Genomic DNA, 25,687 nt, shown 5'->3' with positions numbered 1-25,687 from the left:
CAGGTCAGAGCACGATGCTGATGCGGCCTGAGGGGCGCAGCCCCTCGCTGCCGAGCAGGCAGCGCTTCTCCCGGATCTTGAGGCCCTCGCCATCGGTCGCAAGCTTGTAGTTGCTGGTCCCGAAATAGAGATCAGTGGTGCCGTCCTTGGTTCGCAGCGTCTGGAACACGCAGCTCACGTCGATCTCGCGCTCGGTCCGGCCACGGATGCGGACGTTGCCGACGATCCGGCTTGTCCTTGAATGCGGGAATTCGGCGTGAGCGGTTCGCTTCATCAGCCGCTTGACCCGCTCGCCAAGCCGGACGCGGTCGTCGGCGATATAGAACAGGCTGGTGTCCGGCGATGCGTCGGGCGCGAGGTCGGTGCAGGGCACCTCGTATTTGGCGTCCTCCGTGAACAGCGTCAGCCATTCAGGCAGTCGCCATTGATCGAGCAGGTCGGCTTCGGCGAACAGAAAGTCCTCGACGTCCGAACGGTTGACCGCGTTCATGCTCCGCCTCCTCAAGCCGCAACGTCTTTGATGTTCGGGACCGGCCCCGGAAACATCAGGCGATTCCACTGCGTCCAGAACGCGCGCATCTGCAGCTCGTCGTTGTGCGATGGGTTCTCCTTGCCCATGCCCTTCGAGATGTCGTTCCACAACGCTTCTTTCGAATTCTTGAAACCGCGCTGGCAATGCTCGAGGGCTTCAGCGTCGTCCGGCGTCGCGAAACCGCCGGGTCCCAGGAATTCGAGGAAATTGTTGAGGCGGTATTTGCGCGCCCATGTGGTCTCGTCGTTCGGCGCGAGCGCCCAAGCGTTGATCACCATGTAGTCCGGGGCCATTGGGAAATAGGTCCTCACCGTGAGGGCCATGATGTCGTTGACGACGAGGTTGGGGAAAATGAACAGGTTGCGGTTTTTCAGCGCGATGCGGTCGGCGCGGTTCTTGCCGTGCTGCGCCACCAGCTTGTCGTACAGCCGGGCAATTTCCGTCTTGCCGGCCTCGCCCCATCCGGGAATCCATTGTGCGACGGGACGGCCCCACGGCGCGCCATACTCCAGCACCGCATGTCCGCCGCCGAGATCGTATCCAAAGCCGCCGCCGGTGCCCGAGCTCATATTGTCAGTAGTGTTCATCAGGATATCGAAATAGCTCGCATGCGTCGTGACCGCGTGGTAGCCGTCGATACTGTTCTCGGTCAGCAGCTTCCAGTTGGCGCGGATCGAGTATTCCTGGCTGCCGGCCACGATCGACATGCCCGCGTCGGTCTGATCGCAGATGACGTCGAGATACTCCTTGGCGTTACCGAGATATTGCTCGAGCGACACGATATTCGGGTCGAAGGACACGAAGTTGAAGTCGCGATAGCTCTCGTAGCGCGGCACCGGCTGCATGTTCGAGGTGCTGCGAGACTTGAAGTCGTCGGGATAGGATTCCTCCCCTGGCTGGCCCCGCAACTTGCCGTCAGCGCTGAAAGTCCAGCCGTGGTAGAAGCACTGGAACGATTTGGCGTTGCCCTTCCGCTCGCGGCAGACCTGGGCGCCGCGATGCGGGCAGGTGTTCATCAGGGCGCGAAGCCGGCCCTTCACGTCGCGCGTGAACAGGATGTTGCGGCCCGCTACGGTGCGGGTGATGAAGTCGCCAGGCTTCGGCAATTCTGAGGAGTGGCCGAGATAAAGCCAACATCGGTCGAAGATCCTCGCCTTCTCCGCCTCGAATATGTCGTGATCGACGAAGTTGCGGCGGGCGACCTTGAAGATTCGCTGGGCGGGATCCACTAGCAAGGCCGGCTCGGCACTGTTCGCATCCATGGCGTTTCCCTTCGATGTCACGGGCCGCCTTGGAGGCGGTCCCGACGCTTTAAACGCGTCTTGACTCAAGATTAGAAACAATCAATCCTGTTTGTAAAGTAAAAACACGATCGCTCTGAGCGCGGGCAGCCGCGGACACATCGGTGCGGCGAAGCAGCAGGGAGAAACGCGGTGGGCGCCGTGATCGATGTTCACACCCACGTCGTGCCTTCGCGTCTTCTGGCGGATTCCGCCCGCGACGCGCGCTGGCCGAGTATTCAACTCACCGGCGGCGACCAGGCCGCTGTGATGATCGCCGGCAAGGTCTTTCGCAAAATCGATTCGCGCTCCTGGGACATCGAGCGGCGGCTGTCGGACATGGTCGACGAAGGCATCGACATGCAGGTGCTCTCGCCGATGCCGGAGTTGCTGTCGCATTGGCTGCCGCCGCACGACGCGGAATACCTCGCCGACATCATGAACGCGCAGATCGCCGGAATGATCTCGCGCGCACCGCGCAATTTCGCCGGCATCGGAATGGTCTGTGCGCAGGACGTTCCACGCGCCGTTCGCCAGCTTACCACACTCAAGGCGCTAGGGTTTGCCGGTTTCGAAATTGGAACGCACATCGACGGCGTCGCGCTGGGAAGTAGAACGCTGTTGCCACTCTACGAGGCCGCGGAAGCGATGGATCTCACGATCTTCGTCCATCCGCTGCATCCCGCCGGCGTCGAGAGGATAGGGGCCGGTCCGGAGTTCGGTGCGGTTGCGATATTCCCGCTCGAAACCGCGCTTGCCTCGGTGTCGTTGCTGGCGGCAGGCATTCTAGAGCGGTTTCCACGCCTGAGGGTCTTACTCAGTCACGGCGGCGGGGCGCTGTCCTGGATCCTGCCGCGCCTCGATGTCGGCTGGTCGCTGGGTCTCAAGGGCCAGATGCAGCAGGAGCCCTCGAAGATCGCCAGAAAATTCTGGTACGACACCATTCTCTACGACGCCGAGTCGTTGTCGTTCCTGGCCGAATCCGTCGGAAGCGATCGCATCGTGGTCGGGTCCGATTACCCATTCACGATCATGCAGCGACAGCCCGGCGCGTTCGCCCATCGCGTGCTGGACCCGGCCGTCCTGACGGAAAATGCCTTCGGCGTTCTCGGCAAGGTCTACGACGTGAAGGGACTTTCGGGCGCGGCCGACGCAAAGTCCGGATCGCTACGGGCGCACTCCCATGACTGAGTGCAGATCGCTCCCTCAGATGTGTCTGCTCGGCCCGGTGCCGCCCCGGACGCCGGGCCGGAGCGATGCCCAAGTGCCGTCGGATCTGAGCCGGGGCGCGAGCCGGTACGGCCGGATCCCCTTCGTCTATTTCTATCATGAGGACGCGCAGGACGATCCAGCGTTCGGCCTACTGGACATCGAAATCGCGATCCAGCGCCGCGCGCCCGGGACGTTCCAATTCGAGATGTATTGCATCGGCGACGGCTATCAGAGCGGGCAAGGATCGAGTGATCCGCAGCCGCTCGCGATCGAACTCCGCGCCGGCGATCGCACCCTCGCCAGGGTCGAATGGTCGTACCCGGCCGTTCTCAATGGCCACATGGACGCGCTCAGCTTTTCGGCGGCCGTCGAGATGAGCGACGCGGACTTTGAAGAGATCGATAACGTGGTGCTTCCGTCCGTCCGTGCCGAGGTGACGATATTCCTCGAATAGCACAGTCGGGCTGATGACAAAACAAAAGAGAGCGCGTCCAGGGCTCGCAAGATTGTGGGGAGAGCATGACATTCAAGTTCACGCGCCGTCGCGCGCTCGCGCTCACCGGGTCCGCTATTGCCGCGCCCTTCCTGTGGCGGCAGGCGCGAGCCGCCTACGACGAGGGCGTCACCGACACCGAGATCAAGCTTGGAACGACGGCGGCGTATAGCGGCCCGGTTTCGGCGATCGCCTCTTATGGCGAGGCACAAGTGGCCTTTTTCAAGATGATCAATGATCGCGGCGGCATCAACGGTCGCAAGATCAATTTGATCTCGCTCGACAACGCATTCTCTCCGCCGAAAACGATCGAGCAAACGCGAAGACTGGTCGAGTCTGACGGCGTCTTCGCGATTGCGGGAGCTTTGGGCACACCGACCAACGCTGCCGTTCAGAAGTACCTCAATTCCAAGAAGGTCCCGAACCTGTTCCTCACATCGGGATCGGAGCGGTTCAATGACCCCGCGAACTTCCCGTGGATCGTTCCGCTGTATCCCTCCTATGTCGCGCAGGGAATGATCTACGGGCGCTTCCTGCTGCAGAACAAGCCGACCGCGAAGATCGGCGTGCTGTTCGAAAACGACGATCTTGGACGGGACTATCTGCGCGGCCTGAAGCAGGGCCTCGGCGGCAAGGCCGACACGATGATCGTCGCTGAGAAATCCCACGAGATCACCGACCCGACCATCGACAGCGCGGTCATCTCGATCCAGGCAGCCGGGGCGGATACGTTCATCCAGTTCACCAACCAGCGCTATGCCGCGCAGGGGATCCGCAAAGTTGCGGTCTCGAACTGGAAGCCGCTCCAGATCATCGCCTCCAACGCGGCCAGTATCGCGCAGACCCTGGTTCCCGCGGGTCTCGAGAACTGCAAGGGCATCTACTCCGCGCGGTGGGAGAAGGCGCCGAGCGACGCGGCCTTCGCGAACGATCCGGGCGTCGAGGAGTTCAAGAAGTTCGTCAGCGAATACATGCCGCGCTATAATCTGGAGGATCTCAACGCGGTCCCCGGCTACAATTGCGCCTGTGCGATCGCCGAGGTGCTGAAGCGCTGCGGCAACGAGCTGACACGGGAGAATCTCCTGAAGCAGGCGACCTCGCTGAAGGACCTGTCGCTGCCTCTGCTGCTGAACGGAATCAAGCTCTCGAACTCGTCGACGGACTACGCCGCCTTTCACGCCATGGAACTGATCCAATTCGACGGCGAGAAATTCGTCGGCCAAGGCGACGTCATCCAGATCTAGGCCAACCTGCAAACGCGGCGAGCTGACAATGGACCTTGGAATTCGTGGACGCACCGCGCTGATCTGCGCGGCGAGCAAAGGGCTGGGACGGGCGTGCGCCGAGGCGCTCGCCGCAGAGGGGGTCAATCTGGTGCTGACGGCGCGCGGCTCCGACCTGCTGGAGCAGGTTGCGGCCGACATCCGTCAGAAGTTCTCCGTGACGGTCGCCACTGCGGCCGGAGACATCACCACGGAGGCCGGACGCGCGGCGGCGCTGGCGGCCTGTCCCGCGCCGGATATCCTGGTCAACAATGCCGGCGGTCCGCCGGTGGGTGACTGGCGCAGCTTCGAGCGCGAGCAATGGCTGGCGGCGGCCGACAGCAACATGGTCGCGGCGATCATGCTGATGCGCGCCGTGATCGACGGTATGGCCGAACGCAAGTTTGGCAGGATCATCAACATCACCTCGGCCATGGTAAAGCAGCCGCACGCAGCTCTGAGTCTGTCCGTCGCGGCGCGGATCGGGCTGACCGGGTTCACGAAGGCGATCGCAGCCCAGTACGTCGGCGCGAACGTGACGATCAATAGTCTCCTGCCCGAGCAGTTCGAAACCGACCGGCTCCGCTCCAACATCCAGAAGCTGACCGCAAAAAGCGGCCGGACCCTGGACGAAGAGGTCGCCGCGTCCGCCGCCAGCAGCCCGGCGAAGCGCATGGGGCGTGTCGAGGAGTTTGGCGCCGTCTGTGCATTCTATTGCAGCACCCATGCGGGCTACCTGACTGGCCAGAACGTCATGCTGGACGGTGGGCGCTATCCCGCCGTTTTCTAGGATCGCGATGAGCACGACGCCGGACGATCACGCGCCGCACGGATCCCTCCGCTTGCAAAGTTCAAAGAAAGTCCTGGAAATTGCCGGACGGGACGGGAATGTCGGCCAGCGCGAGGTAGATCGATGGCCGAGACGCGGGTTGCGCCGATCCAGACGACGTGCTCTCCATATCGCTCATTTGGCCTCGCAGCCGGTCATCTGGCGCGCGATCGTCACGAACGGTCGACGACCAGATTGTGCGGTTCGCTCCGCCAGACCAGGGAAAACGGAACGGTCAGCGCTGGCGACGCGACGGGGCGTGCGGCAACGCCGTTCGGAACGAGGCCCGCCAAGCATACAGGCCATCACGAACTAGACCCAGCCGGGCCAGACTTGGCCGATAGCCTGGCCATATCCTAGTGAAGGCTCGTTACCCATCAGAAATTTCGCAGTGGCCGCGGTCGAGCACGAGGGTTTGCCGCTCGACCGCCCATGCGCGAAAGCGTATCCCCTCGGGTCTCCTGAACAGCTCAACCCGAATGGTGTCGCCGGGGAATGCCGGCGAGACGAAACGCACGGCCATCGTTCGCAGGCGGTGAGGCGCGTGCGGCAGGACGAGCTTGAGGATCGCGCGGCAGGCGATGCCCAGCGTGTTGAGGCCGTGGGCGATGGGACGGTCGAAGCCGGCGCTGCGCGCGAGTCTGGGATCGGCGTGAATCGGCATGTAGTCGTGGCTGGCGAGCCGGTACAGCAGCGCGGCCTGTCCCAACGTGGAATAGTCGATCGCGTGATCCGGGGGATCCCGAGAGGAAAATGCGGACAAGGGGGCCGGTACGTCTCCGAAATTGCCGCAGCCACCGTCGTCCCGCAAGAAATTGGCGGCCGTCAGGCTCGCCAAGGGCGTTTCGGTCGCGGCGTCCTCGATCTCCGTATCGAAATATAGCACCGCGCCACGGCCGGCACCCTTGTCGGCCACCGCTCTCACCCGATGCGAGGCCCTTATCGTTGCGCCAAGGGGAAGAGAGCGATGAAGTTCGAACCGTTGCTCGCCGTGGAGTACGCGGGGCCAGCTGATCTCCATTGCCGGTTCGGCGATCCAGAGGGGCGGCCAACCGAGGGTGACGCACATGCTCGGCACAGGTCGTTGATCGCGGCCTTCGTAGATGTAAGGCAGTTCCTCTTCGTCCGTCGGGTCCATTCCCATTCCCAGGCTCAGCGCATAAAGCGCGGCGGACCGCCAGTCGTAGGTTTGGAAGATAGGCGGGAAATGGCGCGCCGTGACGTTCTCGAGGTTCATCCTGTCGTCCTCTGCAAGGCCGGTGAAGCTAGGTGAGATTATTGGTTTATATGCGTACCGATTTGCACTCTCCAGACTGTGTTGTACTGCGACAAATCCTCAATGCATCGCAAAAACCCCCAAGAATGCGACAAAACATCGTTTGCGCGGAACGCAGAGATATAATAAAGAGGTGTACCAGTTTTGGGGCGACCCCTTCAGCTGGGAAATATAACGACGGTGCCGGTCCGTTTCGACAAGGCGCAAAGGGAGGCCAAATTGCGAGAGGAAGAAGGCGCGCCTTCGGCGCGGTCATTGAGCATGTGCGACGGTGCCGCCCAGCGTTCTGAGGCTTCACTTTGATCGCGCTTCTCATCGCCAATTCCTTGGCGCTCGCCTCTCTCCTGATCATGCTCGCGAGCGGTCTGGCATTGATCTACGGGTTGCGTGACGTCATCAATTTCGGACATGGCGCGCTCTATATGTTGGGTGCGTACCTTGGCTACACCGTCGCCAAGGTGACGGGGTTCTGGCTCGCGCTGCTGATCGTTCCGATCCTGCTGGCCCTCGTCGGGATCGTTCTCGAATTTCTGGTATTGCGGCCGCTCAAGAGCCGTTCACACATCGAAGTCGCGCTCGTGACGCTCGGTCTCGGTATCATTCTCGGTCAGATCATTATCTTCATCTATGGCGGCGAGGCGCGCAGCATTGATGCGCCGGCGATCCTGTCGGGATCAGTCACAGTGTTGGGCCTGTCCTATCCCGTGTACCGCGTGTTCCTGATCCTGATGGGGCTAGGGTCCTGCGTGTCGCTGGCTGTCTGGCTGAGATTCACGTCGTCGGGTCTGTTTGTCCGGGCCGTCAGCCAGGATCCTGGCGTCGCTCGCATGATGGGGATCAATTCCGATCAGCTGAGCTTGCTGGTCACCAGCCTCAGTGCGGCCTTCGCTGGAATCGCTGGCGTGTTGGCCGGTCCGTATCTGTCGATCGATCCGGGCATGGACATCGTCATGATCGTCGATTGCCTCATCATCGTGGTGATTGGTGGCACCGGCAGCATCGCGGGAGCGATCATTGCCGCTCTGCTGTTCGGCTTCGTCCAGGTTGCGGGCTCGGTATTTCTGCCGAATGTGGCAGCGCTGGTGCCCTATGTGCTGCTCATGATCGTGCTGCTGATCGCGCCCGGCGGGATCGGTCGGGGAAGGGTGTTGAATTGACCAGCGGAACCCCTGTTCAGAAGAATCTGCGTGAGGTCACGATGTTGGGGCACGCGAGTTCGTCCTTTCGTGTGCCAGCTGCGATCGTTGCAGGCGCGATCCTGTTCGGCCTGGGAGGCGTGTTGCCGGGATATCTCGCGAGCGATTTCACGCTCAAGCTGGCCAATGAAGGCCTGCTTTTGGGCTTGCTCGCATTGAGTGTCGCCTTCCTGATGAGCGAGGCCGGTCTCGTAGCGCTCGGTGCGGCCAGCATTTACGGCGGCAGCGGATATCTGTTCGCGATCGCGATGAGCGAATGGGGCATGAGCCCGGGCGCTGCGATCGTCTTCGCTTTTCTAGCGGTGGTCGCATATGCGGCTGTGCTTGGCGCATTGATCGTCCGCACCAATCCGCTCGCCTTCATGATGTTGACGCTGGCTGCCGGCGAAATGATCAGGCATGTCGTGATGCTGGAAGCCGTGCACGATTATACCGGCGGCGCCGACGGCCTCGTCGTCAGCTTCAAGGGGACGATTTTGGGCATGCAAGCGGCCGACTTCGCCAATCCGCAGCATTTCTGGCCGATCGGCTGGACCGCAGTGTGGTTGATAGGAGTGACGCTCTGGAGCGTCTCGCGGTCGAGGCTCGGCGCGACGCTGCGCGCGGTCCGTCAGAACGAGGAGCGCATGCGCTTCTCCGGGTTCAACACCTATGTCCCGCGAGTCGTTGCCTACATCCTGGTCAACACCGTCGCTGCGGTTTCCGGCCTGCTTCACGTCCTGAACGCCGGCTTCGTGTCGCCGGAAAGCCTTGGTCTCGGGGTGAGCACGAATGCGCTGGTCGCCGCGCTCATGGGCGGCACCGCCGGATCGGTCGGGCCCTTGGCCGGCGGCTTGATTTTTGCGTTCGCGCAGGATGAGTTCGGAGCGCGGGGCGCAACGCAGTTGCTGACCGGTGTAGCGATCGTGCTCTTCATCGTGGTGTTTCCGCGCGGAGTCGTCGGAGGTCTCGTTGCGGCCGTGCGACGCGTCTTGCCGGGTATCGATCGTCCGCGAGGGAAGACCTGAACATGCTGAAGATCGAGGGACTATCGGTCAACTATGGCTCGCTTCGAGCGCTTGCAGACGTCGATCTCGACGTGCATGATCAAGGCGTCCTGCATGGGATCATCGGCCCGAACGGAGCGGGCAAGTCCACCTTGCTCGACGCGGCCTGCGGCCGGCGGCGTCCCACCGCCGGCTTGGTTCGCTATCGGGGAGAGGACATTACAAAGCGGTCGGTGGCCTGGCGGCGACGCAATGGCATGTCGCGCTCGTTCCAGCGCACGAGCATCTTTCCCGACCTGACCGTCCGAGAGCAGCTTGAGCTGGTCGCCGCGCATCTCGGTGACGACCGGCTGGACGACATCATCCGCCTCATGGATCTAGGGTCCTATCTCGATCAGCAGGCCGGCCGGATCGCATACGGCGTGCAGCGCAGGGTCGACGTCGCCTTGGCGCTCCTCGGTCGGCCCAACATCCTTCTCATGGACGAGCCGGGCGCGGGCTTGTCGGCGGTCGAAACCTTACGGCTGTTCGAACATCTTCGCGCGCTCGTCAGCGAACAGAAGATTGTTGCCGTGGTCGTCGAGCATGATGTCGAAGCCGTGTTCGCCTGCTGTGGCATGGTTACGGTACTCGACCTCGGACGGCATTTGGCCACCGGGACGCCCGTCGAGATCCGCAAGGATAGCCGAGTGATCGCTGCATATCTTGGGAGCGCGGCATGAGCCTGCTCCGGATCGAAGCGTTGTTCGCCGGCTACGGTGCATCGACGGTGCTGCACGGCGCCGACCTGACGATCGAAGCCGGGGAGTCGGTGGCGGTTGTGGGCCGCAACGGCGCCGGAAAATCGACTCTGTTGCTCTCCCTGTTTCGGGAAACGAACGTCACCGGCGGCGCGATTTGGGTCGGCGACTCCCGCATTGAGCGGATGCCAGGATATGCGGCCGCCAAGCTGGGCATCTCGATCGCGCCCCAAGGACGCCGGCTCCTGCCGAATCTGACCGTCAGGGAAAACCTGCTTCTCGGCAAGGCGACCGGCCGGGCCGGGCCATGGGACCTGCGCAGCATCTTCAAGCTGTTTCCGGTTCTGGAGGAACGGGCCGGCCAGATGGGAACGATGCTCAGCGGCGGTCAGCAGCAGATGCTGGCGATCGGCCGCGCACTGATGGCCAACCCGAACTTGCTTCTGCTCGACGAGCCCTCGGAGGGGCTTTCACCGGTGCTCGTCGACGGCTTGGTCGATACCTTGATCGACATCCGCAAGGCCGGCACGGGCGTTCTTGTGGTCGAACAGCATTTGAGTCTCGTGAAACGAGCAGCCGAGCGCTTCGTGATCCTCTCCAAGGGAGAGGTTGTCGGGGCGGGACCGATCGAGCTGATAGGCGCCGCCGAAAACCAGGCGCTCATGGCCTTGTAAGGCGAGCAATCAATCATCAGAAGAGGAGGGAAGCATATGAGAAGTTTCGGTCAATCTGTCCTTCGGTCGATCCAACTGGCGACGCTCGGTGCCACCTTGGGTCTGGTCGCCGGGGCAGCATCGGCGCAAGAGTCCGTGAAGGTCGGCGTCCTCTTGATCGACAGCGGTCCACTAGCTGGCCTTAAGGAAAGCCAGACCAACGCCGTCAACCTCGCGATCGAGCATGTCAACGCGGCGGGCGGCGTCATGGGAAAGAAGCTCGAGGCTGATTTCATCACCTATCCCGGCACGCCCGATACAGCGGTCGACGGCGCGACGAGAGCGATCCAGAAGAACGGAGCCGTCTTCATCACCGGCATGGACACCTCGGCCGTTTCGCCGGCGCTTGCTGCCAAGCTGCCGGCGCTGAAAGCATTGATGCTGGAGGTGTTCGCCCAGGCGGATGGCCTCACGGGGAAGGGCTGCTCGACGAACCTGTTCCGCGTCAATGTGAGCGACTCCATCATCATGGGAGCGGTCAAGGACTTCCTGAAGACGCAGGGCGTCAAGAAATGGGACATTCTTGCGGTTGACTACGCAGCCGGACGCGACGCCGCGGACAAGTTCAAGACGCTGGTCGCCGGCCTCGGCGGTTCGGTCGGAAAAGTCCTGTTCGCGCCGTCCGGAACGGCCGACTTCGGCGCGAGGATCTCGGAGTTGGGCAACGATCCAGCGGAAGGGCTCTTCGTCACCATATTCGGAAGCGATGCGATCAACCTTGCGAAGCAGCAGCAACAGTTCGGCCTGTTCAAGAAGTACAAGATGGTGCTCGGCAACTCGTTCGTGATTCCGCAGGTGCTTCCTGCGATGGGTGAATCCGTGCTGGGCGTCTATCAGCCGCTTGGCTTCGTGCCGGGTTTTCCGGGCGCGAAGGCAGAAGCGTTCGTCAAGGCCTGGAAGGAGAAGTACAACGGCCAATTGCCTCCCTATACCGCTGCGGACCAATACGCTGCGATCGAGCTGATGGCTGCTGCCCTCAACAAGTCGAAGTCAACCGATGTCAATGCCTTGCGCTCCGCGCTCGAAGGCCTGAAGGCCACGACAGTTCTGGGTGATGTCGAAATCCGGGCAGGAGACCATCAAACCATACGTCCGATGGCCATCAACCAGATCGTCACCGGTTCTGAAGGCAAGCCCACCTATGAGATCAAGAAGATCGAGGCCGGCTCCGATATCATCCCGGCGGTCGATCCCGCCTGCAAGATGTGACCGACGACAGAAAGCCCGCGGTGTGCAGCCGCGGGCTTTCACCAATGGTTTCAAGTCTGGAGCGAGATCTTTCCAAACTGAGAACCGGCCGCCAGGCGAGCACAGGCGGAGCGGATGTCAGCCATCTCGAACGTCTCATCGGTGACAGGCTTGATCAGCCCGCGGTTGAAGACGTCGAGCAGCTGACGAAACTCGCCGACGCTGCCGCCCGTCGAGCCGTACACCTCAAGCTGCCGAATGAAGAGGCGCTGCAGATCTGCGGAGGGATTTGAGCCGCTCGTCGCTCCGCAGGTGACGATCCTGCCTCCCCGACGAAGCGACTTCAGAGACTCGCCCCAGCTCGACTGCCCGACGGAGTCGATCACCATGTCGACGCCGCCGCCGCTTAGTTCCAGTATTGAGCTGGAAACCGGGTCCCTGGTGTAGTTGACCCCGCCCGACGCACCCAGGGACATCGCACGTGCGATTTTCGCATCGCCCGAGGATGTAACGTAGACGCGAGCTCCCACGAGAAGGGCGAGTTGAAGGCACGCGACAGCGACCCCTCCGCCGATGCCGACAATGAGAACGCTTTCGCCCGGCTGAAGTGCGCGCTTGCCGAAGATCATTCGCCACGCCGTCAGATGCCCGACCATCAGCGACCCGGCCGAGGCCAGGTCCGCCTCGTCCGGCAGCTCAAAAAAGCAGCGATTGGGCATGGCAACATATTGGGCGAAGCCGCCGTGGCGATGCTCTCCCATCAACCGCGCGCTGACGCAGAGCGGCTGGTCGCCGGCCTCGCAATAGCGGCACTTGCCGCAGAATGCGACGGAGTAGAGGATCGCCTTTGCGCCCCGGCGCAATCCGCTGCTGGGCTCGGTCTCGACGATTTCGCCTGCGGCCTCGACGCCGAGGACCTGCGGGAGCGTATGCGTAATGCCAGCGCCGTTGTCGCGCATGTAGAGATCCACGCGATTGAGCGACGATGCGGCAACCTTCAGGATCGACTCGCCCGGCCTCGGAGCGGGGTCAGGAAACTCACGCCAGCTCAGACCATCTGCTCCGCGTCGCTCTAGAACTGCTGCCTTCATTCGCGTCTTCCCTGTCCAGCTTTCGAGATCTTCTTCGCATTAGGATGCTAGTGTACCAGAAATGAAAGCACGAAAGTTGCGGCGCCGCCATAACAACCGCCTTCCACCGGAATAATCGAGCTTGCTAGCCGAAGAAAAAATAGTACACTAGCACATCAAATAAGCCCGTAGTCGCGGGGCCTTGGTTGGCTAAGGGAGGATAGCATGGGGTTCGATGCAGCGAAGCACGCGCAGTCGATGCGATCGCAGGGCTTCTGGATTGACAAGAATTTCGACGAGTTTCTCCAGGCCAGCGTGACCTCGACGCCGGACAAGCTTGCGCTGCTGGCCTACCGGGCGGATCGTCCCAATGAGCCGGTCCGGCTCTCTTATCGTGAGTTGGCGGACCGGATCGCGTGCGCGGCATCTTCGCTGAAGCGGCTTGGGATCGGACGGGGCGACGTGGTCTCGGTGCAACTGCCAAACTGGTGGGAGTCCGCCGTCATCGCGCTGGCTGCGTTTCGGGTCGGCGCTGTCGTCAACCCCCTGATGCCGATCTTTCGCGAGCATGAACTCAACTACATGCTGGGATTTGCCGAGACCAAGCTGCTGGTCGTCCCCAAGTCGTTCCGGGGCTTCGATCATGAGGAAATGGCGCAGGCCCTGAAGGCGGCGCAGCCGAAGCTCGAGCATGTGATCGTCGTCGACGGAATGGGAGCCAATAGCTTCCGTCAAGCGCTGCTCGCAACGGATGAGCGCCTCGAAGCGCCTCCTCCAAGTGAAGTCGGCGCGCTTCCGCCCGATCAGATGGCGGTCCTGATGTTCACGTCGGGAACGACAGGATCTCCCAAAGGCGTTATGCACTGCTTGAACACGCTCCTGGCATGCAACATCGCCCTCGCGGGACGTTTTGGTCTTGGCAGCGACGATACGATGCTCGTGTGCTCGCCCCTCGGGCACATGACGGGTTTTGCGGCGGGGATGTTGCTTGGTCTGAAGATCGGTGCGTCCGTGATCTTCCAGGATGTCTGGGAACCGTCACGCGGTGTGTCGATCATGTCGGAGAACGGCGTTACCTATTCGGCGGGTGCCGCCACGTTCTTGGCCGACATGTGTGAGGCGGTCGCGGCGGGGGCGCCAAAACCGGAGAAGCTGCGCAAATTCCTTTGTGCCGGCGCGCCCATTCCTCCTGCCTTGATCGATCGCGTCTATCGCGAGCTCAGTCTGAAGGTCTGTTCGCTCTGGGGGATGACGGAATCACTGTCAAGCACGCTGACAGAGCCGGAGCGGGCACTCGAGAAATCCTCCAAGACCGATGGTCGTCCCTTGGATGGTGTCGAGGTGAAAGTCCTGCGGCCGGATGGCTCTTCCGCTCCGGTCGGAGAGACGGGGGCGCTCAAGGTCCGCGGTGCCCAGATGTGCCTCGGCTACTACAAGCGCGAGGATCTCAATCCCTTCGATGCGGAAGGCTGGTTCGACACCGGTGATTTGGCTTTCATGGACGAGGAAGGCTACATCCGCATCAACGGCCGCTCCAAGGATATCATTATCCGTGGTGGCGAGAACGTGCCAGTCCTCGAAATCGAGAACCTTTTGTTCAAACATCCATCGGTTTTATCTGCCTCGATCGTCGGATATCCGGACGAGCGGCTGGGAGAAAAGGCCTGTGCGTTCGTTGTCCTGCGGCCGGGGCAGACTCTCGATCTTCCCGGTCTTCAAGCCTACATGGCCGGAAACAAGGTCGCGAAACAGTACTGGCCCGAGCGCATCATTTTCATCGACGATCTGCCGCGCACGCCCGCCGGCAAGGTTCAGAAGTTCCTGCTGAAGGAAAAAGCGAAGGAGTTCGTCGACGACGCTCAGAAGGCGAGTGCATGAGCGGGCGCTTCTCGGGCCGCGTCTGCGTCGTGACCGGGGCGGCACGGGGCATCGGGTTGGCCATTGCCGAGCGCCTTGGAAGCGAGGGAGCGCACCTCGCCTGCGTTGATGTCAGCGCGCGCAGGTTGGGACCCGCGGTCGAGGAGCTGCAGTCCAAGGGCTTCCAGGCCCGGGCCTACACGGCCGATGTCGGAAAGCGCACCGAGGTTCATTCCGCGTTCGAGGCTATCCAGCGGGGTTTTGCATTGCCGATTGCGTCGCTGATCAACAACGCTGTATTCGCCAGGTTTCAGCCGCTCGATCAAATCGATGCCGAGACGGCCGAGAAGATGATCGGGGTCGGCCTACTTGGCCTGATCTGGACCACGCAGGCAGCTGTCCCACAAATGGTGCAGCGGGGCGGAGGATCGATCGTCAATCTGAGCTCGATCGCAGCCGAACATCCGACCAAGGATGCCATCGCCTATGCCGCGGTGAAAGCCGGGGTGGTCGGGCTGACGCGAGCGTCGGCTGTCGAGCTCTGCGCGCACAACATCCGCGTCAATGCGATCGCGCCCGGAATGATCGGGACCCCTGCCTCGATCGCTCAATACGACGACGCCACGATCGCCAAACGGCGTGGCGAGATGCCGAGGGGCCGCTTCGGCGAGCCGGAGGAGATCGCGGCTCTGGCCGCTTTTCTTGCCAGCGACGAGGCGAGTTACGTCCAAGGAGCGTCGGTCACGGCCGACGGCGGATGGACTGTTCCCAGCAGATAGGAGCGCCACGATGAAGCGGCTGGAGGGCAAACGTGCGGTGGTAACCGGGGGCGGCAGCGGTATCGGGCGCGCCAGCGCCATTCGTTTCGCGAACGAGGGCGCCTCGGTTCTGGTCGTCGGGCGGGCCAACAATGCGGAAGAGACCGCGGCCTTCATCAATGCAAATGGCGGAAAGGCAGCGGCGATGATCACAGACGCTTCGGTCGAGGCGAATGTCGAAGCCATCGTGTCGCGGTGCGTTTCTGATCTCGGCGGACTTGAGGTCTTCTTCGCCAATATCGGCGTGACCGGAACAAACACGCCGCTGCTCGAGCAGACCACGGAGGAATGGAGCGAAGTCTACCGGATCAACACCATCAGTTGTTTCCTGGCGATCAAGTACGCGGGCAGGCACATGGCGGCGCAGGGCTATGGATCGATCATCCTGACGTCGTCGGCGGCATCTCTGCGGGCAAATGCCGGCGCGATCTCCTACAGCGCAAGCAAGGCGGCCGTGAACAATCTCGCGCAGACCGCCGCCAATGCCCTTGCCGGGACGGGCGTGCGCGTGAATGCCGTACTGCCCGGACTCGTGGAGACCAAACTGACCAGCAAGGTCTTCGAAGATGCGCGGTCGCGCGGCATCGAGGGCAAGCTCGGCCATGTCACGCCGCTGAAGCGCCCCGGGCGCGCGGACGAGATCGCGGCCGCGGCCGCGTTCCTGGCGAGCGACGACTCATCCTATGTCGACGGCCAGTTGCTGTCGGTCGACGGCGGCGTCAGCAGCACACATCCATACGGGCGGATCGCACTCCCGAACAAATAACAAAAAGGAAGGAAGCAGGGCCGTGGATTTCGAATTGCCGCAGGAGATTGCCGACAAGCTCGCGGAGCTTGATGCGTTCATCGAGGCCGAGATCAAGCCCCTTGAGCGCGACAACATGCAGTTCTTCGACCATCGCCGCGAGAATGCGCGGACCGATTGGGACCACGATGGCCGCCCCCGCGCCGAGTGGCGCGCGCTGATCAGCGAGATGGAACGCAGAGCAGACAAGGCAGGGCATCTGCGCTACGGGCTGCCCAAATCCTGCGGCGGGCAGGCCGCTTCCAACCTGGCGATCGCCGCCATTCGCGAGCACCTCGCGGCGCGCGGGCTCGGACTGCACAACGATCTGCAGGATGAATCCTCGATCGTAGGCAACTTTCCGATCATCCCCGCGCTCGCCGATTACGGCAGCGAGGAGCAGAAGACCTATATCGAAGGGATCATCACCGGCAAGAAGCATCTGTCCTTCGGCCTGACCGAGCCCGGACACGGCAGCGACGCAACCTGGCTGGAAACCAATGCTGTGAAAGACGGTGCGCACTGGGTCATCAACGGGCGCAAGCGGTGGAATAGCCAAGTTGCAAGAGCCCATGCCAATCTGATCTTCGCGCGAACCTCGGGAAAGCCGGGCGATGCCAAGGGTATCACCGCGTTCGTCGTCCCGACCGACGCGCCTGGCCACAATGTCCTGTACAACCATTGGACGTTCAATATGCCGAGCGACCACGCGGAGACCGAGCTGAAGGACGTACGCGTGCCCGACAGCGCAATCCTTCACAAGGAGGGCGAAGGGCTCGTCGTCGCTCAGCGCTTCGTGCACGAGAACAGGATTCGGCAGGCGGCCGCGAGCGTTGGCGCTGCGCGCTACTGCATCCAGGAAGCGGTCAAATACGCCAACAAGAGAAAGGCCTTCGGTGAGCCCCTCGCCAAGAAGCAGGCGGTTCAATTCCCTCTCGTTGAGCTGTGGGCGGAGTACCAGATGTTGCGGAACTTCATCTTCCGCACGGCTTGGCAGATGGACAGGCAGAATCCGCTGCAGATTAGCGACATGGTTTCGATCTGCAATTTCCGCGCAAATCGCCTCTGCTGCGAGGCGGCGGACCGTGCCATGCAGGTCCATGGCGGTATGGGGTACAGCCGAGCCCTGCCGTTCGAGCACATCTATCGTCACCATCGTCGCTACCGGATCACGGAGGGGACCGAAGAGGTCCAGATGCGGCGCGTGGCCCAATACTTATTCGGCTTCAGCGGCAAGCGCGCGAGCTGACCGGCATGAGCGCGACAGCGGCAGATCGCAATGTCGATTTCGATATCGCTCGACTGGACGATTACCTGAAGTCCTGGCTCGGCGGCGCCGCTCGCACGGAAGTCGAGCGGACCCGCGGCGGTATGTCGAACCCGACTTATTTCGTGACGCGGGGCGACTGGCGCGGGGTGTTGAGGAAGCAGCCGGGGAGTGTCCTCATGCCGTCGGCGCACGCGATCGATCGTGAATATCGGGTGCTGACCGCATTGCAGGGCAGTGACGTGAAGACGCCCAAGCCCTACCGTTACTGCGAGGACCGGGAGGTCCTCGGCACGCCGTTCTATCTGATGGAGTGGTTGGATGGGCGCGTCTTTCAGGAATTTGCCCTGAACGGCCTGACTCCGGCCGAACGTACCGAATGTTATCGCTCCATGTGCGCGACGCTGGCCGCGATCCATCGTCTCGATTATCAGAAGCTCGGGCTTGGCGATTTCGGACGGCCAGGAAACTACTTTGCTCGCCAGTTCACGCGTTGGTCGTCGCAATGGCAGCAGTTCCGGCGCGGTGACGACGATAATCCGGACCTGGACAAGATCGTCAGGTGGCTGGGAGAGCGCGTTCCGGAGAGCCAGACACTTGCGCTATGCCACGGCGACTTCCGCATCGCCAATGTGATGTTCGACGCAAAGGAGCCGCGCGTCATCGGCGTCCTTGACTGGGAGCTGTCGACGCTGGGTCATCCCCTGGTCGATCTGGCATTCAACAGTCAGGCCTATCAGATGGCGCCCGACGAGAACGGCGGCCTGCTCGGCCTTGCACTCGATGAGCTCGGGATTCCCCCCGAGCAGGACTATCTCGAGCGCTACTATAAATTGTCGGGGGCGCAGGAGCGGCTGGGGCGGTTTCATCAGGTGTTCGCTATGTTCCGCGGAGCCGTCGGCAGCGCGGGCGTCGCCGTACGCGGTGATCAGGGCAACAACGTCTTGCCTGACGCGGCACGGATTGGACGCAGGCTTGCGCGTGCCTATGCCAAGCGAGGGCTCGACTTGATCGAGGAGGGTGGCGACCGTGAGTGAGCAAGGCGCCATGAGCGTTGAGGAAGCAATCCGGACGCGACGGTCGGTCCGGGGATTTCTCCAGCGCGAGGTTCCCGATGATGTCCTGCGCAAGGTCTTTGCGTTGGCGCAGTGGACGCCGTCGAACTGCAATGTCCAACCCTGGACGCCCCATGTCGTCTCGGGGCAAACGTTGAAGCGGCTTCGTGAGGCGCTGACGTCGGCGGGGATGCGCGACGAGCCGATCAAGCCGGACTGGCCGGCCGACGGCGTGTTCACCGGCATCTATCGCGAGCGTCAGGTCGATGCGGCGAGGACGTTGTATGGAGCCATGGGCGTCGAGCGTCACGACGCGGTCGGCCGGAAGATGGCCTATATCCGAAACCACGCCTTCTTTGACGCGCCCCATGCGGCGTTCATCTTCATGTCCGAGCCGTTCGATACGCGTGAGGCGACCGATATCGGCATGTATGCGCAGACCGTGATGCTTCTGCTGACGGCGTATGGAATTGCGTCCTGTGCGCAAGGGGCTCTCGGCCTGTTTCCGGATGTGGTTCGCGACCATCTCGGTGTGCCCTCGAACTTCAAATTGCTCTTTGGAATATCGTTCGGATACGAAGATCCGGACGTGAAAGCGAACACGGCTCGTGTCGGCCGGGCAGAGATCGATGACGTCGTCCAATTCCATCGCTGATGCGGCAAACCCGATTGGGATCGTCGGAGCCGGCCTCATGGGGTGCGGCATCGCTCAGGCCATCGCGGCTGCCGGGCGGCAGGTCGTCCTTTGCGCGAGGAATGCGGATCGGGTGTCGGACACGACAGCGCGCATCCGAACATCGGTCGCGCGTCAGGTCAGCCGGGGCCGGATGTCGGAGGACAAAAGCCGTCGGATTCTGGACCTGATCGCAATCAGGCCCTTCACCCCGCAAGAGCTGGGCCGATGCGGCCTTGTCATCGAGAGCGTGGCAGAAGACCGGTCCGCGAAAGCAGACGTGCTGGGGATGATCGAACAAGCGGTCACCCCGGACACGGTCGTGGCGACGAATACGTCGGGGCTCGCGGTGTCGGGTCTTGCGACGGCGCTGCGCCGTCCGGAGCGGTTCCTGGGACTGCACTTCTTTTCTCCGGCCGAGCGGATGCCCCTGGTCGAGGTTGTCCGGGGAGAGCGAACATGGGTGCCCGCCTTGCGGAACGGTCTTGCCTTCGTGAAAGCGATCGGCAAGGTGCCGATCGTCGTCCGCGATGGTCCATCCTTTTTCGCGACACGCGTCTTCGCCGCTTATCTGGACGAGGCGGTCTGCATGCTGCGGGAAGGCGTCGAAGCCGAGCGCATTGAAGCGGCTGCGATCGCCGTCGGTCGCGCGATAGGCCCGCTGGCAACTCTGGATGAGACCGGGATCGCGCTGAATTTGCAGCAGGCAAGGCAAGCTCGCGCCGACGGCCAGCAAGCCCGCTTCTGTCGGCCTTTGGCCGAACCGGTGCTCAAAGTTCTGGTCGAGAGCGGGCGATGCGGTCGCGGTCGTGGCGGCGGTTTCTACGATTGGCCGGCAAGCGGCGAACGCAAGCTATGGGCCGGTCTGGCTTCGCTCTATCCGCGAGCAGACGGCCAGCCCGGCGCGCGAACTGTAGAACTGCGTCTGCTCGCGGCGGAAGCGCGCGAGGCCATGCGCTGCCTCGAGGAAGGGACCATCTCTAGCGCGGATGACGCCGATACGGCCTCTGTTCTCGGTCTCGGATTTCCAAAATCCTCGGGAGGGATTGCGAGCTGGATCGAGACATTCGGCATCAACGAATTCGTCGAACTATGCTGTCGGTTCGCGGTTGCCCATGGCGAGCGGTTTGCGCCAAGCCCGTGGCTGCGCGAACTCGCGCGCGGCGGCACGGGGTTGTCGAAATATCGAAAGACGGAGAGTGAATCGTGACGGGCCCGCTCGATGGTTTTCGTGTCGTTGAAATGGGAGGCATCGGCCCCGCGCCGTTCGCTTGCGCGCTGCTGGGAGATCTTGGAGCCGATGTGTTGCGGATCGATCGCATTCTCAAGCCGGGAAGCGAGCCGGAATTGCCGCCGCAGTTCGATTTCTACAATCGAAGCAAGCGCTCGATCGCATTGGACGTGAAGAAGCCGGAGGCGATCGCGACGATCGTAAAGCTGCTGAGGCAGGCGGACGTCCTCGTGGAGGGATTTCGTCCGGGCGTGATGGAACGGTTGGGGCTGGGGCCCGACGCCTGCCACGCTGCCAATCCTTCATTGGTCTACGCACGCATGACGGGTTGGGGACAATCCGGACCGCTGGCGAAGGAGGCTGGTCACGATATCAATTACCTGGCGCTGACGGGCGCGCTGCACTGCCTCGGCGACGATGATCGGCCGCCGCCGCCGCCGCTCAACCTGGTGGCCGATCTGGGCGGAGGCGCTCTCTATCTGGTCGTCGGCGTGCTGGCGGCGGCATGGGAAGCGAAGCGATCGGGGCGAGGACAAACGATCGACGTCGCCATGATCGATGGGGTCACCCATCTCATGTCGGCATTCCAGGCGTTTCGCCAACAGGGCACATGGTCGCAGAAACGTGCCGACAACATCGTAGATGGCGGGGCGCCGTTCTACCGCACCTATGAGACCAAAGACGGAAAGTACGTCGCAGTCGGCGCTATCGAACCGCATTTCTACGCCAATCTCGTCGAGGTCATGGGTCTGGATCCGACGCAGATGCCAGCCCAGAACGATCGGTCGGCGTGGCCCATGATGCGCAGCGTGTTTGCGCGCGTCTTCGCGTCGCGGACGAGGGATGAATGGGTCGCGGCAGCCACAGGACGTGACGCCTGCCTTTCTCCGGTACTGGCCATGGACGAAGCGCCGTCACACCCGCAGATGATGACGCGCGACGTCTATGCCATGTTCGACGGTGTCCGCCATCCGAGTCCGGCGCCCCGGTTTTCGCGCACCGTATCCGAACTCGCGCGACCGGCACCGCGCCCCGGCGCGGATGACCGCGCGGCCCTGGTGGACTGGGGGATTTCGCCAGGGGATCGTCAGGCTTTGGTGGCCGCCGGCGCGATGGCTGATCCCTGAAACGATGTGGATTGTCGGAATGAAAGGTTCCGCTGGCAGGCCGGTATGCCTGCTCTCCCGTGACTTGGCCGCCGCTTGATTGCGGCGGCCGATTTTCGGAGCAAAACCTGCCGATGCGCTTCGAGCGGAGAACGAAGATGGCTGAAAAGCACCTTGGTGCGACCCGCCTCATTCTCGTCAGGCACGGCGAGCCGGACGAGGGGAATCCGCTGGATCCCGGCGATCCTCCCTTGACCGGCGAGGGGGCTTTGCAGGCGCGCCGTGTCGCCGAATTGCTCGCCGGCGATGGTATCGATCGGATCGTGTCGAGCCCGCAGCGGCGGGCGCGTCTGACGGCGGAGCCGCTGGCGGCCCTGATCGATCTGCCGGTCGAAATTGTTGATGGGCTTGCCGAGGTCGACTTGCACACCGACCGCTACCGCTCGCCCGAAACCATCAAGCGCGAGTATCCGGATCGATGGACGGAGTTCCTGGCGTCGCCCGCCGCGTTCTTCGGGAAGGATGAGGCCGAATTCAATGCCACGGTACTTCGCGCATGCGAGCAACTGCTGGCTTCGCGAGCGCGCGTCATCGCGGTCTTCAGCCACGGTACGCCGGTCAAGGTTCTGGTGCAGCACGCCCTCAGGCTTGAGAGTCGGAGCAAGTTGCGGATCGGTCATTGTTCCCTAACGCGCATATCCGGTACGACGCTTGCCGATCTGGCGGTTGAATGCATCAACGACGAATATCGCTAGTGTGGCATCCGCTGACCACGAGCCGTGCGGCGGAGCAATGTCGCCTGTGTTGAAGCTGTCCCCTCGGAGCCGTCTTTCATGACAATTCGCATGCTCGCAATTACCTGTCTTGCCTTGGCCGTGAGTTCCACGACAATGACTGCGCAAAGCGCCTCCGCGGAGACGTATCCTTCGCGGCGCGTGACCTTGACGGTGCCGTTTCCGGCCGGCAGCGCGACCGACGGCGTAACCAGGCACCTCGCCGAGAGCATCCAGAACCAGGCCGGCGTGACGGTCCTGGTGGAGAACAAGCCCGGCGCCGACGGCAATCTCGCGGCGCTGTCGGTGCTGAAGGCGGACGCGGACGGCTACAGCGTGTTTGTCACCACGAACTCGACCCATGCAGCCAACGTCAATCTGTTCAATGCGATGCCGTTCGACCCCAAGGCGGATTTTGCGCCGGTTGCGGGCGTCATGAGCATTCCATTGCTGCTCACCGTCAAGAACGACTTCCCGGCGCGAACCGTCGCAGAATTCGTCGCACTCGCAAAGACGCGCGCGCAGCCCTTGTCCTTCGGCAGCGGAAACACATCGAGCAGGGGCGCCGCCGAACTATTTCGCTATGACGCCGGCATCCAGATGCAGCACGTGCCCTATCGCGGCATGCCGCAAGCGCTGACGGATTTGCTGAGCGGTCAGATCGATTGTGTTTTCGCCGACCCAGCGAGTGCCCAAGGGCTGATTCAGGATCACCAGCTTCGGGTGCTCGCCGTCACCAGCGGGGAGAGGATTGCGAGCCTCCCGGATGCGCCCACGATGAAGGAGATCGGGCTGCAGAGATCGGAGCTGACCGCCTGGGTCGGCGTGTTCGTGCGGTCGGGGACGCCGCCTGATGTCGTCGATCGACTCAACCGTCTTGTGGTCGCGTTTCTGGAGAGCGCGGAGACACGCGCCTATCTGGAATCGGTTGGCGCCAAGCCGTTCCTGACGACGCCGGCAGAACTCGGCGCGTTCGCCGACGCGGACACCAGGCGATGGGCGCAGATCGTGGAAATCGCGAAGATCGAAAAGAAGTAATTTGGCGAGCGGTCGCGCGTGGAGCGGCCTCACATCGTCAAGCGAGCCGTGCCGCGATCGAGCACAACGAGGTTGCGCTCAACCGCAATCGAGCGAAAGCGGATTTCGTCGCCGGAGGGGAAAAACTCGGTGCGGATTGTCTCGCCCGGGAATACGGGGCGGCTGAAGCGAGCTGAAAGCGATTGGAGCCGCTCCGGAGCGTTGCCGGCAAAAGCGGACAGGATGGCACGGGTCGCGACCCCGAATGTGCAGAGGCCGTGCAGGATGGGCCGTTCGAACCCCGCCTTGCGGGCAGCCTCCGGATCGGCGTGAATGGGGTTGTAGTCGCCACTGAGCCGGTAGATCAGCGCCGACTGCGGCAGCGTCGGAATTTCCAGTGTGAGCGCCGGCGGACTGCCCGGCAGCGGCCCGGCGGACTGGCCCGGGTCGCCAAAGCCGCCGCAGCCGCCATCGCCGCGAAGGAACAGCACCGAGCGGACGGTTGCGAGGCGTGTTCCCGTCGCTGCGTCGCTCAGGGTTTTCACGAGGTGAAGAATGGCTCCTTTGTCCACGCCCTTGTCCTCGACCGCCGCAATTTGATAGTCGCCCTTGACGGAGCCTTCGGGCGGAATCGGGTGGTGAATCTCGAAAGTCTGCTCTCCGTGCAACAGCCTGATCCAGTCGATGGCCAGTTCGGGCGCTGCGACCCAACGGCCAGGATGCGCAAGAACGCAGCAGATCGACGGGACGGCCACGAGCCTGTCTTCCAGCAGGAAACGCAATTGGTCGGGATCGAGCGCATCGGAGCCGAAGCCGAGACCGAGTGCGTACAGGATCGTGTCGCGGCGGCTGAAGTCTTGGGAGACGGAGTTGAAGCGGAAATTGCGGACGGCTTCCAAGTTCACGTGATGCTCCAGATTGCGCAGGTTGGCAGTTGCTTCCAAGAAAGGCTCCTTATAGTACGATAGTGTACTAAATAAAGTGGCTGATGTAAGTGCGCTGCGGGTGGGAGCAATGTCATGCGAGGTCTCGATCAACGGTCGGTGCCGGGCGCACTGTCATGGGACGCGGCCGTCGGAACGAAAGCCCGAACCTTCGGACGAAATCGCCTAGCTGCTGTCTGCATCGCGATGGCTACGATCGTTTCCTGCGGGTGGGTCTTGGCTGCTGACAAGAGATACGGACCCGGCGTCAGCGACACCGAGATCAAGATCGGAAACACTTCGCCCTATAGTGGACCGGCGTCTGCCTTCAGCATGGTCGCCAAGACGGAGGCGGCCTATTTCAGGAAAATCAACGAGGAGGGTGGTATCAACGGCCGCAAGATCACGTTTCTGTCGTATGACGACGGCTACTCGCCGCCTAAGACCGTCGAGCAGACGCGCCGGCTGGTCGAGAGCGACGAGGTGCTGTTGGTGTTCAACGCCATGGGAACGGCAACGAACTCCGCCGTTCAGAAGTACCTTAACGCGAAGAAAGTGCCGCAACTGTTCGTGTCGAGCGGAGCTGCGAAGTGGAACGATCCCAGGAATTTCCCGTGGACGATCGGATTCACGCCCAGCTACGAGACCGAGGCGGAATTCTACGCGAAGTATCTTCTGGAACATCGGCCCGAGGCAAGGATCGCGATCCTGTTTCAGAACGATGATCTCGGCAGGGACTACGTTCGGGGACTGAAGCGAGGGCTAGGCCTGAAAGCGCAATCGATGATCGTCACTGAAGAGCCGTTCGACGTATCGGAGCCGACCATTGACTCTCATCTCGTCAAGCTGAAGGCGACTGGCGCCGACGTGCTGCTCGACGTCGCAACGCCGAAGTTCGCCGCCCAAGTCCTCAAGCGGATGGCGGAGATCGGTTGGCAACCGTTGCACATTCTGAGCTACGTATCGGCCTCAATCGGGAGCGTGATCAAGCCAGCGGGCATCGAGACCGCTCAGGGCGCGATTTCCGCGGCTTATTTCAAGGATCCGAACGACCCAGCGTGGAAAGCCGACGCCGGGTTTGTCGCATTCAGTGAATTCGTGGACCAGTATCTTCCTGCCGCGGACCGCAGCGATACGTTGATCGTCAACGGCTACAATACGGCACAGGCACTGGTTCATGTGCTGAAGCAGTGCGGCGATGATCTCTCGCGAGAGAACGTCATGAGAGTTGCGGCAAATCTCAAGGATGTCGAGCTTGGGATGCTGTTGCCCGGAATTCGCCTGCATACGTCGCCGGACGACTTCGCTCCCATCAAGAACTGGCGGTTGATGCGGTTCGAAGAATCGACATGGCATCTTCTCGATGCCGACAGTAATAAGCCACGCTAGGCCGGCGCTGGACTCGG

The 25,687-nt window shown here is 62.4% G+C and carries 25 protein-coding genes; 20 read left to right on the top strand and 5 right to left on the bottom strand.

Going from position 1 to position 25,687, the window contains the following annotated elements; translation table 11 throughout:
• Positions 1-4: 4 nt before the first annotated feature.
• Entirely contained in the window at positions 5-490 is a 486-nt protein-coding gene (locus ACYCVF_RS16000) for an aromatic-ring-hydroxylating dioxygenase subunit beta (RefSeq protein WP_061879133.1), read from the bottom strand.
• An 11-nt stretch (positions 491-501) separates the two neighbouring features.
• The gene (locus ACYCVF_RS15995) at positions 502-1,794 is read right to left on the bottom strand and encodes an aromatic ring-hydroxylating oxygenase subunit alpha (protein ID WP_459606348.1); all 1,293 of its coding nucleotides are present in this window, start codon (positions 1,792-1,794) and stop codon (positions 502-504) included.
• Between the two features lie 171 nt (positions 1,795-1,965).
• Here ACYCVF_RS15995 and ACYCVF_RS15990 point away from each other — a divergent pair, with 171 nt between their 5' ends.
• The 4 genes from ACYCVF_RS15990 (at position 1,966) to ACYCVF_RS15975 (ending at position 5,569) form a co-directional block, all read left to right on the top strand.
• Positions 1,966-3,003, top strand: coding sequence for an amidohydrolase family protein (locus ACYCVF_RS15990; protein WP_061879131.1), 1,038 nt, complete (start codon positions 1,966-1,968; stop codon positions 3,001-3,003).
• Positions 2,996-3,478, top strand: coding sequence for a hypothetical protein (locus ACYCVF_RS15985; protein WP_459606349.1), 483 nt, complete (start codon positions 2,996-2,998; stop codon positions 3,476-3,478). The genes ACYCVF_RS15990 and ACYCVF_RS15985 overlap by 8 nt, the downstream gene beginning before the upstream one ends.
• Positions 3,479-3,543: 65 nt before the next feature.
• Positions 3,544-4,761: an ABC transporter substrate-binding protein gene (locus ACYCVF_RS15980; RefSeq protein ID WP_459606350.1), complete on the top strand. Its 1,218-nt coding sequence runs from the start codon at positions 3,544-3,546 to the stop codon at positions 4,759-4,761.
• Between the two features lie 28 nt (positions 4,762-4,789).
• Positions 4,790-5,569 carry an SDR family NAD(P)-dependent oxidoreductase gene (locus ACYCVF_RS15975; protein WP_459606351.1) on the top strand — a complete coding sequence of 260 codons (780 nt, stop codon included), beginning with the start codon at positions 4,790-4,792 and terminating at the stop codon, positions 5,567-5,569.
• A 409-nt stretch (positions 5,570-5,978) separates the two neighbouring features.
• Here the strand turns inward: ACYCVF_RS15975 and ACYCVF_RS15970 are convergent, their stop codons facing one another.
• Positions 5,979-6,845, bottom strand: a complete 867-nt coding sequence (locus tag ACYCVF_RS15970) for a MaoC/PaaZ C-terminal domain-containing protein (RefSeq protein ID WP_459606352.1) — start codon at positions 6,843-6,845, stop codon at positions 5,979-5,981.
• A 338-nt stretch (positions 6,846-7,183) separates the two neighbouring features.
• On the opposite strand from ACYCVF_RS15970, the gene ACYCVF_RS15965 reads away from it, so the two are divergent.
• From ACYCVF_RS15965 to ACYCVF_RS15945, 5 genes are read left to right on the top strand one after another with little or no spacing between them, the layout of a single operon-like run.
• Positions 7,184-8,041 (top strand): branched-chain amino acid ABC transporter permease, encoded by an 858-nt coding sequence (locus ACYCVF_RS15965; protein WP_061879125.1) that lies wholly within the window; start codon positions 7,184-7,186, stop codon positions 8,039-8,041.
• Positions 8,042-8,082: 41 nt separating this feature from the next.
• Complete coding sequence (locus ACYCVF_RS15960) at positions 8,083-9,087, top strand: branched-chain amino acid ABC transporter permease (protein ID WP_459606353.1); 1,005 nt, start codon at positions 8,083-8,085, stop codon at positions 9,085-9,087.
• A gap of 2 nt (positions 9,088-9,089) precedes the next feature.
• The gene (locus ACYCVF_RS15955) at positions 9,090-9,788 is read left to right on the top strand and encodes an ABC transporter ATP-binding protein (protein ID WP_459606354.1); all 699 of its coding nucleotides are present in this window, start codon (positions 9,090-9,092) and stop codon (positions 9,786-9,788) included.
• Positions 9,785-10,480: an ABC transporter ATP-binding protein gene (locus tag ACYCVF_RS15950; protein ID WP_459606355.1), complete on the top strand. Its 696-nt coding sequence runs from the start codon at positions 9,785-9,787 to the stop codon at positions 10,478-10,480. The genes ACYCVF_RS15955 and ACYCVF_RS15950 overlap by 4 nt, the downstream gene beginning before the upstream one ends.
• Before the next feature lie 36 nt (positions 10,481-10,516).
• Positions 10,517-11,728, top strand: coding sequence for an ABC transporter substrate-binding protein (locus ACYCVF_RS15945; RefSeq protein WP_459606356.1), 1,212 nt, complete (start codon positions 10,517-10,519; stop codon positions 11,726-11,728).
• A 50-nt stretch (positions 11,729-11,778) separates the two neighbouring features.
• Here ACYCVF_RS15945 and ACYCVF_RS15940 read toward each other — a convergent pair whose 3' ends face one another.
• Entirely contained in the window at positions 11,779-12,798 is a 1,020-nt protein-coding gene (locus ACYCVF_RS15940) for a zinc-binding dehydrogenase (RefSeq protein ID WP_459606357.1), read from the bottom strand.
• A gap of 204 nt (positions 12,799-13,002) precedes the next feature.
• Here ACYCVF_RS15940 and ACYCVF_RS15935 point away from each other — a divergent pair, with 204 nt between their 5' ends.
• The 10 genes from ACYCVF_RS15935 (at position 13,003) to ACYCVF_RS15890 (ending at position 23,379) form a co-directional block, all read left to right on the top strand.
• On the top strand, positions 13,003-14,655 hold the full coding sequence (locus tag ACYCVF_RS15935) for an AMP-binding protein (protein ID WP_459606358.1): 1,653 nt from the start codon (positions 13,003-13,005) through the stop codon (positions 14,653-14,655).
• Entirely contained in the window at positions 14,652-15,413 is a 762-nt protein-coding gene (locus ACYCVF_RS15930; RefSeq protein ID WP_459606359.1) for an SDR family NAD(P)-dependent oxidoreductase, read from the top strand. Before ACYCVF_RS15935 ends, ACYCVF_RS15930 begins: the two co-directional genes overlap by 4 nt.
• 10 nt (positions 15,414-15,423) lie before the next feature.
• Positions 15,424-16,218 carry an SDR family NAD(P)-dependent oxidoreductase gene (locus tag ACYCVF_RS15925; RefSeq protein WP_459606360.1) on the top strand — a complete coding sequence of 265 codons (795 nt, stop codon included), beginning with the start codon at positions 15,424-15,426 and terminating at the stop codon, positions 16,216-16,218.
• Positions 16,219-16,240: 22 nt separating this feature from the next.
• Positions 16,241-17,485 carry an acyl-CoA dehydrogenase family protein gene (locus ACYCVF_RS15920; protein ID WP_459606457.1) on the top strand — a complete coding sequence of 415 codons (1,245 nt, stop codon included), beginning with the start codon at positions 16,241-16,243 and terminating at the stop codon, positions 17,483-17,485.
• Between the two features lie 5 nt (positions 17,486-17,490).
• Positions 17,491-18,540, top strand: coding sequence for a phosphotransferase family protein (locus ACYCVF_RS15915; RefSeq protein WP_459606361.1), 1,050 nt, complete (start codon positions 17,491-17,493; stop codon positions 18,538-18,540).
• Positions 18,533-19,213 (top strand): nitroreductase, encoded by a 681-nt coding sequence (locus ACYCVF_RS15910; protein WP_459606362.1) that lies wholly within the window; start codon positions 18,533-18,535, stop codon positions 19,211-19,213. Before ACYCVF_RS15915 ends, ACYCVF_RS15910 begins: the two co-directional genes overlap by 8 nt.
• On the top strand, positions 19,188-20,441 hold the full coding sequence (locus ACYCVF_RS15905) for a 3-hydroxyacyl-CoA dehydrogenase (protein WP_459606363.1): 1,254 nt from the start codon (positions 19,188-19,190) through the stop codon (positions 20,439-20,441). The genes ACYCVF_RS15910 and ACYCVF_RS15905 overlap by 26 nt, the downstream gene beginning before the upstream one ends.
• A complete protein-coding gene (locus ACYCVF_RS15900) occupies positions 20,438-21,589 on the top strand; it encodes a CaiB/BaiF CoA transferase family protein (protein ID WP_459606364.1) in 1,152 nt (383 codons plus the stop codon). Before ACYCVF_RS15905 ends, ACYCVF_RS15900 begins: the two co-directional genes overlap by 4 nt.
• Positions 21,590-21,726: 137 nt before the next feature.
• Positions 21,727-22,323, top strand: coding sequence for a histidine phosphatase family protein (locus tag ACYCVF_RS15895; protein WP_448042896.1), 597 nt, complete (start codon positions 21,727-21,729; stop codon positions 22,321-22,323).
• 135 nt (positions 22,324-22,458) lie between these two features.
• On the top strand, positions 22,459-23,379 hold the full coding sequence (locus tag ACYCVF_RS15890; protein WP_459606365.1) for a Bug family tripartite tricarboxylate transporter substrate binding protein: 921 nt from the start codon (positions 22,459-22,461) through the stop codon (positions 23,377-23,379).
• A 29-nt stretch (positions 23,380-23,408) separates the two neighbouring features.
• On the opposite strand, the gene ACYCVF_RS15885 is transcribed toward ACYCVF_RS15890, so the two are convergent.
• Positions 23,409-24,302: a MaoC/PaaZ C-terminal domain-containing protein gene (locus ACYCVF_RS15885; protein ID WP_459606366.1), complete on the bottom strand. Its 894-nt coding sequence runs from the start codon at positions 24,300-24,302 to the stop codon at positions 23,409-23,411.
• Positions 24,303-24,488: 186 nt separating this feature from the next.
• Between ACYCVF_RS15885 and ACYCVF_RS15880 the strand changes: the two genes are divergently transcribed.
• Positions 24,489-25,670 carry an ABC transporter substrate-binding protein gene (locus ACYCVF_RS15880; RefSeq protein ID WP_459606367.1) on the top strand — a complete coding sequence of 394 codons (1,182 nt, stop codon included), beginning with the start codon at positions 24,489-24,491 and terminating at the stop codon, positions 25,668-25,670.
• Positions 25,671-25,687: the final 17 nt, after the last annotated feature.

The sequence above is a fragment of the Bradyrhizobium cedriense genome, assembly GCF_054602315.1.
The sequence above is the reverse complement of the archived record's forward strand: the minus strand, read 5'-3'. Positions and strand labels throughout refer to the sequence as shown.

Excerpts from the sequence above, each read along its gene's own strand:
- ACYCVF_RS15985 (WP_459606349.1), top strand. The coding sequence starts at position 2,996 with ATGACTGAGTGCAGATCGCTCCCTCAGATGTGTCTGCTCGGCCCGGTG.
- ACYCVF_RS15905 (WP_459606363.1), top strand. The coding sequence starts at position 19,188 with ATGACGTCGTCCAATTCCATCGCTGATGCGGCAAACCCGATTGGGATC.
- ACYCVF_RS15970 (WP_459606352.1), bottom strand. The coding sequence starts at position 6,845 with ATGAACCTCGAGAACGTCACGGCGCGCCATTTCCCGCCTATCTTCCAA.
- ACYCVF_RS15880 (WP_459606367.1), top strand. The coding sequence starts at position 24,489 with ATGGCTACGATCGTTTCCTGCGGGTGGGTCTTGGCTGCTGACAAGAGA.
- ACYCVF_RS15955 (WP_459606354.1), top strand. The coding sequence starts at position 9,090 with ATGCTGAAGATCGAGGGACTATCGGTCAACTATGGCTCGCTTCGAGCG.
- ACYCVF_RS15975 (WP_459606351.1), top strand. The coding sequence starts at position 4,790 with ATGGACCTTGGAATTCGTGGACGCACCGCGCTGATCTGCGCGGCGAGC.
- ACYCVF_RS15940 (WP_459606357.1), bottom strand. The coding sequence starts at position 12,798 with ATGAAGGCAGCAGTTCTAGAGCGACGCGGAGCAGATGGTCTGAGCTGG.
- ACYCVF_RS15995 (WP_459606348.1), bottom strand. The coding sequence starts at position 1,794 with ATGGATGCGAACAGTGCCGAGCCGGCCTTGCTAGTGGATCCCGCCCAG.
- ACYCVF_RS15930 (WP_459606359.1), top strand. The coding sequence starts at position 14,652 with ATGAGCGGGCGCTTCTCGGGCCGCGTCTGCGTCGTGACCGGGGCGGCA.
- ACYCVF_RS15950 (WP_459606355.1), top strand. The coding sequence starts at position 9,785 with ATGAGCCTGCTCCGGATCGAAGCGTTGTTCGCCGGCTACGGTGCATCG.
- ACYCVF_RS15915 (WP_459606361.1), top strand. The coding sequence starts at position 17,491 with ATGAGCGCGACAGCGGCAGATCGCAATGTCGATTTCGATATCGCTCGA.
- ACYCVF_RS15935 (WP_459606358.1), top strand. The coding sequence starts at position 13,003 with ATGGGGTTCGATGCAGCGAAGCACGCGCAGTCGATGCGATCGCAGGGC.
- ACYCVF_RS16000 (WP_061879133.1), bottom strand. The coding sequence starts at position 490 with ATGAACGCGGTCAACCGTTCGGACGTCGAGGACTTTCTGTTCGCCGAA.
- ACYCVF_RS15890 (WP_459606365.1), top strand. The coding sequence starts at position 22,459 with ATGACTGCGCAAAGCGCCTCCGCGGAGACGTATCCTTCGCGGCGCGTG.
- ACYCVF_RS15945 (WP_459606356.1), top strand. The coding sequence starts at position 10,517 with ATGAGAAGTTTCGGTCAATCTGTCCTTCGGTCGATCCAACTGGCGACG.
- ACYCVF_RS15980 (WP_459606350.1), top strand. The coding sequence starts at position 3,544 with ATGACATTCAAGTTCACGCGCCGTCGCGCGCTCGCGCTCACCGGGTCC.
- ACYCVF_RS15925 (WP_459606360.1), top strand. The coding sequence starts at position 15,424 with ATGAAGCGGCTGGAGGGCAAACGTGCGGTGGTAACCGGGGGCGGCAGC.
- ACYCVF_RS15895 (WP_448042896.1), top strand. The coding sequence starts at position 21,727 with ATGGCTGAAAAGCACCTTGGTGCGACCCGCCTCATTCTCGTCAGGCAC.
- ACYCVF_RS15960 (WP_459606353.1), top strand. The coding sequence starts at position 8,083 with ATGTTGGGGCACGCGAGTTCGTCCTTTCGTGTGCCAGCTGCGATCGTT.